The following is an 8504-nucleotide window of genomic DNA, read 5'->3' as shown; positions in this document are numbered from 1 at the left end:
ATTTTGCAAAAATATATGCCAATACCCGAAAAGGATACTGGCATATAGCAAACAGTCACATCCTATCAACAACTCTAACTAACGAATATTTTAATCAATTAGGTTATAAAAGCCTAATCTCACAGTATTCTAAAATGCATGTAAACTAACGAACCGCCGTATACCAGACCGGTACGTACGGTGGTGTGAGAGGACGCTGAATAAAATAATTATTCAGCTCCTACTCGATTATTAAAAATATAATAAAAGCGTAAAGCAAAAGTTTTTTATGGATAAAATAAATTTATAGAGAGTAATTATATATTTTGTTGACTATTAAATCTTTAAAGGATATAATCAATATATCGAACTAATGTTCCGAAGGTGATGATTATGAGAGAATTTAAGATAAAATCAAATTTCAGGCCGACAGGAGATCAGCCTGAGGCAATAGAGAAATTAACGCAAGGAATATTAAAAGGGGATAAATTTCAAACTCTTCTTGGGGTAACAGGTTCAGGAAAAACCTTTACAATGGCTAACATTATTGAAAGAGTTCAAAAACCAACCCTTGTTATTGCTCACAATAAGACTCTTGCGGCTCAGCTTTGCAATGAGTTTAAGGATTTCTTTCCCGACAGCGCAGTTGAATATTTTGTAAGCTACTATGATTACTATCAGCCAGAGGCCTATGTACCCCAAACCGATACATATATAGAAAAGGATGCATCAATTAATGATGAGATAGATAAATTAAGGCATTCAGCAACATCTGCTCTTTTTGAAAGACGTGATGTCATAATAGTTGCCAGCGTATCCTGTATATATGGATTAGGGGACCCCTTTGAATATAAAAGTCTTATGCTTTCTTTAAGAAAAGGAATGGAAAGGGACAGGGATGATATACTAAGAAAGCTTGTTGATATACAATATGAAAGAAACGACATTAACTTTATAAGAGGAACCTTCAGAGTTAGAGGGGATGTTGTTGAGATATTTCCAGCTTCATCTTCGGATAAGGCGATTAGAGTAGAAATGTTTGGAGATGAAATAGATAGAATATGTGAAATAGATGTTTTAACTGGCGAAATACTTGGAGAGAGAAACCATGTATCTATTTTCCCAGCCTCTCACTATGCAGCATCGAGAGAGAAAATAGAAGAGGCTATAGTTAAGATAGAAAAAGAACTTGAAATAAGATATAAAAATTTAGTAGATGAGGGTAAACTCCTCGAAGCTCAAAGGCTTAAACAGAGAACAAACTATGATATTGAGATGCTTCGTGAAGTAGGGTACTGTACAGGAATAGAAAACTATTCAAGGCATTTTGACGGAAGAAAACCCGGGGAACCCCCCTATACTCTTCTCGATTTTTTTCCCGAGGATTTTTTGATGTTTATAGATGAATCCCATGTTACTATACCTCAGATAAGAGCTATGTACGGGGGAGATAAATCGAGGAAGGATAATCTTGTTGAATACGGGTTCAGGCTTCCCTGTGCCTATGATAACAGGCCCCTGAGGTTTGAAGAATTTCAGAAAAAAATAAATCAGTGCGTATTTGTCAGCGCAACTCCTGCAGAATATGAACTAAATCATTCAAGCCAAATCGTTGAGCAGATTATAAGACCTACAGGACTTGTAGACCCTGAGATAATAGTAAGACCTATTAAGGGGCAGATAGATGATTTAATATCTGAAATAAAATCAACTGTTAAAGAGGGTTTTAGAATACTTGTTACTACCCTTACAAAAAAGATGGCTGAAGATTTAACCGATTATCTTAAGGATGTCGATATAAAGGTTAGATATTTGCATTCAGATATTGATACTATAGAGAGAATGAAGATAATAAGGGATTTAAGGCTTGGAGCTTTTGATGTTTTAATAGGCATTAACCTTTTAAGAGAAGGACTTGATATACCTGAGGTAGCTCTTGTAGCAATATTGGATGCTGATAAAGAAGGTTTTTTGCGCTCTGAAACCTCACTTATTCAAACCATTGGAAGAGCAGCAAGAAATTCAAAAAGCAGAGTAATAATGTATGCTGATAATATTACAGATTCTATGAAAAGAGCTATTAATGAAACTAACAGAAGAAGAAAGATACAAATGGAGTATAATGAAAAAAATAATATAATTCCAATGACTATAATAAAACCTGTACATGAAATAATAGAAGCAACAAAGGTTTCTGAAGATAAAGCTGAATATGTTGAAAATGAAATGAGCCTCGAGGAACTTTTGAAATCTCTTGAAAAAGATATGAAAGAAGCGGCAAAGAACCTCGAATTTGAAAAAGCAGCACAAATTAGAGACAAAATATATAAACTCAAAAAATTTATTGATGAAAAAAATAAATGAAGATTTTTAAATCAATTGATAAAAGATAAAGTTTAAATATAATTCGCTTTAACAAAAGATAAGCGATAAGGCGGAGGTACTTATGTCTCAAGATAAGATAATAATAAAAGGTGCAAGACAGCATAACCTTAAAAATATAGATCTTGAAATTCCAAGAAATAAGCTCGTAGTGTTTACGGGTTTATCTGGTTCAGGAAAATCATCCCTTGCATTTGACACAATATATGCTGAAGGCCAGAGAAGATATGTTGAATCCCTTTCAGCCTATGCGAGGCAGTTTTTAGGTCAGATGGAGAAACCGGATGTTGACTATATAGAAGGATTATCACCGGCAATTTCAATAGATCAGAAAACCACCAGTAAAAATCCACGCTCAACTGTAGGCACAGTTACAGAAATCTACGATTATTTAAGGCTTCTCTTTGCAAGAATAGGAATTCCCCACTGTCCCAAATGCGGCAGAGAAATTAAGCAGCAGAGTCTTGATCAGATAGTCGATAAGGTTTTAGAGCTTGGAGAAAAAACAAAAATAATAGTGTTGTCCCCTGTTGTTAGAGGAAGAAAGGGTGAACATGCAAAGCTTCTTGAAAATATTAAGAAAAATGGCTTTGTAAGGGTAAGGATAGATGGTGAAATAGTTGATATAAACGATGAAATAAAGCTTGAAAAAAATATAAAGCACAACATAGAAGTCGTGGTTGACAGAATCGTAATTAAAGAGGGAATTGAAGCAAGACTTTCAGATTCAATAGAAACGGCTTTGAAGCTTTCCGAGGGACTCGTTTTAATTCACGTTGTAGATGGTGAAGAAATTTTATTCAGCGAGAATTTTGCATGCCCCGACTGCGGTATAAGCATAGGAGAGCTTGCCCCAAGGATGTTTTCATTTAACAATCCCTATGGAAAATGTCCTGTGTGTGATGGGTTAGGCTCTTTAATGGAACTTTCTCCTGATTTAATTATCTCAGATAGAAAAAAATCAATAAACGGAGGTGCTATAAAACCCTATAGCAGCCTTAAGGAGGATTCTTGGACATACTCTATAATCTCAGGACTTGCAAAACATTACAATTTCAGCCTTGATGAACCTTTAGAAAACTTATCAGAGGATATAATTAATATATTGCTTTATGGAAATAAGGGAGAAAAATATAAAATAGAATATAATACTGAATTTAGAAAAGGAGAGATTATCCATACCTTTGAAGGAATAATTCCAAACCTTGAAAGGCGATATAAAGAAACAAATTCCGACTATATAAGAAGTGAAATAGAAAGCTATATGACCATTAAAAAATGTCCTAAATGTAATGGTGCAAGGCTGAGGGAAGAGAGTCTTGCTGTAACAGTAGGAGGCCTTTCAATAGATAAGGTATGTGATATGGCTGTAAGGGACAGCCTAAACTTTTTTAATAAGCTTAATCTCTCTGAGAAAGAAATTACTATTTCAAAACAGATTATTAAAGAGATTAAGGCAAGACTTCAGTTTATGGTGGATGTTGGACTTGATTATTTAACCCTTTCAAGGGCTGCAGCAACACTATCAGGAGGAGAATCTCAGAGAATCAGGCTTGCAACCCAAATAGGCTCAAGTCTTGTTGGAGTTTTGTATATACTTGATGAGCCAAGTATAGGACTTCACCAAAAGGATAACGATAAACTATTAGAAACGCTGCAGCACATGAGAGATCTTGGAAATACTGTTATAGTAGTTGAACATGATGAGGATACTATAAGAGCTGCAGATTTTGTTGTTGATATAGGCCCTGGTGCTGGAGCCCATGGAGGAAAGATTGTTGCCTGCGGAACTGTAGATGAAGTTGCTCTTTGTGAGGATTCTATTACAGGGCAGTATCTGTCGGGGAAAAGGAAGATTGAGATACCAGATGTCAGAAGAACTCCAAATGAAAATTGGTTAACTATAAAAGGAGCAAGGGAGAACAATTTAAAAAATATAGATGTTGATTTCCCCCTCGGAGTTATGACTGTTGTTACAGGAGTGTCAGGCTCAGGTAAAAGTACTTTGATAAACGAGATACTTTATAAAGGTATTGCAAGAAAAGTTATGGGCAGCAAAGCATTTCCGGGAGAACACGATGAAATACTTGGAATTGAAAATATAGATAAGATAATCGATATAGACCAGTCACCGATAGGCAGAACTCCACGCTCAAACCCTGCGACCTATACAGGAGTTTTTGATTATATAAGGGAGATATTCGCTCAAACTCCTGAAGCTAAGATGAGAGGCTATAAATCAGGAAGATTCAGCTTTAATGTTAAGGGAGGGAGATGCGAAGCCTGCAGCGGAGATGGAATAATAAAGATTGAAATGCAGTTTTTATCTGATGTTTATATACCATGCGAAGTCTGCAAGGGCAAAAGATATAACAGAGAAACCCTTGAGATTAAGTATAAGGGTAAGAACATATCTGAAGTCCTCGACATGACAGTTGAGGAAGCACTTAGTTTCTTTGAAAACATTCCGAGAATTAAAAATAAGCTTCAAACACTTTATGATGTAGGCCTTTCTTATGTTAAGCTTGGTCAGCCTTCAACTGAGCTCTCAGGAGGAGAAGCTCAGAGAGTAAAACTTGCTACAGAGCTTTCAAAAAGAAGTACAGGAAAAACTTTATATATACTCGATGAACCAACAACAGGACTTCATATTGAGGATGTAAGAAGGCTTATAGATATACTTCAAAGGCTTGTTGAAGGGGGTAATACTGTTATTGTAATCGAACATAATCTTGATGTTATAAAATGTGCTGATTATATAATAGACTTAGGTCCAGACGGCGGAGACAGAGGCGGAATGGTTGTAGTTTCTGGAACACCTGAAGAAGTTGCTAATTGCAATAAATCCTATACAGGTTCTTATTTAAAAAAGATATTAAGGCAGGAATAATCTGCTTTAATATCTTTTTTTAAATAAAATAATTATTGCTATATATGAATAAATTCCAAACTTTAGTATATAATCTGCAAGAAAATATATTTTGTGTTATAATTTACTTAGATTTTTGTTAAGGGTGATTATATGGTAGGCTATTTTGGATTTGTTATAAAATTCATTGTTATTGCTATAATTTATGTTATCCTTTTTAGGATTATAAAAATAATGTACTTAGACATTAAAGGCATAAAGGGCAGAGAAGCTGATGTTGGTTTTGCGCTTGAGGTGCAGGATGCACCAGATAGTTTAGAACTTTCAAAAGGAAGCGTTTTTCCCCTACATACAGTTACTAACATAGGCAGGAAGGATGATAATCATATTATAATAAATGATCCATTTATTTCTGCAAATCATGCAACTTTGTTTATAGAAAAGGGAAGGCTTTATTTAAAGGATTTAGAAAGCACTAACGGTACATATTTAAACGGAAATAAAATAGATGATGTAGAGGAAATCTCAGACGGCGATGTTATTGAGATAGGAAGGATTATATTTAAAGTTATAGGATAGAGGGATACTATGAAAAAAGAAGAAAAGTCAATATTAAAAAGCATATATTTAGTTACTCTTTTAATGTTTTTTCAGCTTTCCATATCCTTTGGAAAGTTCGATTTTCTTCCAATTATACTGGGACTATCCTCCTGCATCCTTATAGCTTATTCCTATTTTATAATAAGCCGTTTCTTCCCTGCAGGCGATAAATATCTTTTAATATTATCTTCTTTTATAACACAGTTTGGGCTTGTTATGATTTACAGGCTTAACAGTCAAAATCCTGTTAGAGCAATTAAGCAGATAACTTTTTTTACGATAGGCATAGCAGCTTATATCTTTCTTGTAATATTTCTACCTGAGATTAAAAAATTTGAAAGATTAAGATACGTATATATAATAATTACTATTGTTCTTCTATCTTCTACTCTTTTTTTAGGAAGGGAGATTAAAGGCTCGAAAAACTGGATACAGATAGGAAGATTTAATATGCAGCCTTCTGAAATAGCAAAGCTTTTTCTTATTTTGTATCTATCATCTTCCATTAAATATATAAAAAATTTTTATGATGCATTGAAAGAATCTATTCCAGTATTCATATCAATTGGTCTTTTAGTGGTTGAAAAGGATCTCGGAGCAGGCCTTATATTTTTTGGTATCTATATTACTATGCTGTATATTGGAACTTCAAATTTTAAATATATTCTTTCTGCAGTTATTATTTTTTTGCTTGGAGGATTAGCGAGCTACTTTATTTTTCCCCATGTTAAAGTCAGAATAGATATATGGCTTAACCCCTTTGCCTATAAAACAGGTAAAGGATATCAGATATGTCAGTCTCTTTTTGCTATTGCAGCAGGGGGACTTTTTGGGACGGGGCTTGGTCTTGGATATCCACAGTTTATACCAGAAGTTCATAATGATTTTATTTTTTCAGCAATATGTGAGGAATTTGGACTGTTAGGAGCATCTGCTCTTATACTTTTATACATTTTATTGGTATATAGAGGACTTAGAACTGCAATTTATGCAAAGGATGATTATTCAAGGCTTGTTGCAGTTGGAATATCGAGTATGCTCGCATTTCAAATATTTGTTGTTATAGGAGGAGTTACTAAGATGATTCCTATGACGGGAATAACCCTGCCCTTTGTAAGCTATGGAGGAAGCTCAATGCTTTTAAATTTTATTTGTCTTGGAGTTCTTCAAAAAATATCTGAGAGCGGGTGGAAAGAGAATGAATAACAAAAACCTTGTTAGAAATATAAAAATACTTATAATATTTTTTTGCATCTGCTTTTTTGGGATAATATTTTATCTTACTTATTTTAATTTGTATGTATCACAAAAAATAATAAATGATAATTCAAATCCGAGAATAAAAGCAGAAGAAAATAAAAGGTTAAGAGGGCTGATTCTTGATAGAGATGGTAATGTTCTGGTTTACAGCAAAAGAATTCAAAATGGAAAACAGAAAAGGTATTATAAATATGGAGAGGTTTATGCTCATATAACTGGATATAGCAGCGTAATTTACGGTAAATCAGGAATTGAACTTTCTTATAACGATGTTTTGTCTGGGAAAACATTAATTTATAATAATCCTATCAGTGTTTTTAAAAGGTTTTTAGATGTTGTTATGAATAAGGAAAGAAAAGGTAATAACATTTTCCTTACCATTGATGATAAGTTGCAGCAAAAAACCTATAGCCTTTTAGGGGACAACATTGGTGCTGCGGTAGCGATAAATCCTAAAACCGGTGAAATATTATCTATGGTCTCAAAGCCATCTTTTGATCCTGAAAAAATAGATGACAAATTTGATGAATACAACAGCGACAGCACAGGAGTTCCATTTTTAAACAGAGCAGCTAAGGGGTATTATCCTCCCGGCTCGACCTTTAAAATTATTACAGCATCAGCTGCATTAAATTATATTGATAATATCGAGAACAATAGTTTTAACTGCAATGGAAAACTAAAAATAGGAGATTATATATTAAATGATTATAATAAAGAGTCTCATGGTAAGATAAATCTTAAGAATGCCTTTAAAGTATCCTGCAATTATACTTTTGGCAGCATTGGGATGAAACTTGGCTATGATAAATTAAAGGATATGGCTGAAAACTTTATGTTTAATAAAGAGATTCCCCTCAATGATGAATATGATTCAATAAATATAAAAGTAGGGAAAATAAAGATAGAAAACGATAAAAGCCTTGCACTTACAGCACAGGATGCCATAGGACAGCATGGAGTTACATCAAATCCTATGCATATGGCTTTAATAGCAGCTTCAATTGCCAATGAAGGTACCATGATGAAGCCTTATATCGTTAAGCAGATAAGGGATGATTACAATAATATACTATATGAAGCAAATCCTAATGTATTAAAAAATTGTATAGATAAGAAAATTGCAGATAAAGTAAGAGATTATATGATAGAAGTTGTAAAATCAGGTACAGGGAAAAACGCTAAAATTAATGGAATAACTGTTGCAGGTAAAACAGGTACTGCACAGGTTGAAGGTAAAAATGAAACCCATTCATGGTTTGTTGCCTTTGCACCAGCACAGGACCCTAAGATTGCGGTCGCAGTGATTGTTGAAAACGGGGGTGTTGGAGGAGGAACTGCCGCGAGTATTGTCAGGGAAATGATAAAAACCTATCTAAAAAAATAAATCTTCAAACGCTTGTTCGAAACAAAA

The 8504-nt window shown here is 34.0% G+C and carries 5 protein-coding genes; all 5 read left to right on the top strand.

Features of this window, described 5'->3' with window-relative positions; translation table 11 throughout:
- Positions 1-372 precede the first annotated feature (372 nt).
- The 5 genes from uvrB to B5D15_RS13125 all read left to right on the top strand — a co-directional run bounded on the left by uvrB (position 373) and on the right by B5D15_RS13125 (position 8477).
- Positions 373-2343 (top strand): excinuclease ABC subunit UvrB, encoded by a 1971-nt coding sequence (gene uvrB, locus B5D15_RS13145; protein ID WP_078697572.1) that lies wholly within the window; start codon positions 373-375, stop codon positions 2341-2343.
- A gap of 82 nt (positions 2344-2425) precedes the next feature.
- Positions 2426-5251: an excinuclease ABC subunit UvrA gene (gene uvrA, locus B5D15_RS13140; protein WP_078697571.1), complete on the top strand. Its 2826-nt coding sequence runs from the start codon at positions 2426-2428 to the stop codon at positions 5249-5251.
- A gap of 132 nt (positions 5252-5383) precedes the next feature.
- Positions 5384-5809: an FHA domain-containing protein gene (locus tag B5D15_RS13135; RefSeq protein WP_078697570.1), complete on the top strand. Its 426-nt coding sequence runs from the start codon at positions 5384-5386 to the stop codon at positions 5807-5809.
- Positions 5810-5818: 9 nt separating this feature from the next.
- On the top strand, positions 5819-7036 hold the full coding sequence (locus tag B5D15_RS13130; protein WP_078697569.1) for an FtsW/RodA/SpoVE family cell cycle protein: 1218 nt from the start codon (positions 5819-5821) through the stop codon (positions 7034-7036).
- Entirely contained in the window at positions 7029-8477 is a 1449-nt protein-coding gene (locus tag B5D15_RS13125) for a peptidoglycan D,D-transpeptidase FtsI family protein (RefSeq protein ID WP_078697568.1), read from the top strand. Before B5D15_RS13130 ends, B5D15_RS13125 begins: the two co-directional genes overlap by 8 nt.
- The last annotated feature ends 27 nt before the right edge of the window (positions 8478-8504 follow it).

The organism is Caloramator quimbayensis, from assembly GCF_900167605.1.
In the GTDB taxonomy this organism is placed as follows: domain Bacteria; phylum Bacillota; class Clostridia; order Clostridiales; family Caloramatoraceae; genus Caloramator_B; species Caloramator_B quimbayensis.
This window is presented reverse-complemented; position numbering and strand designations above follow the sequence as displayed.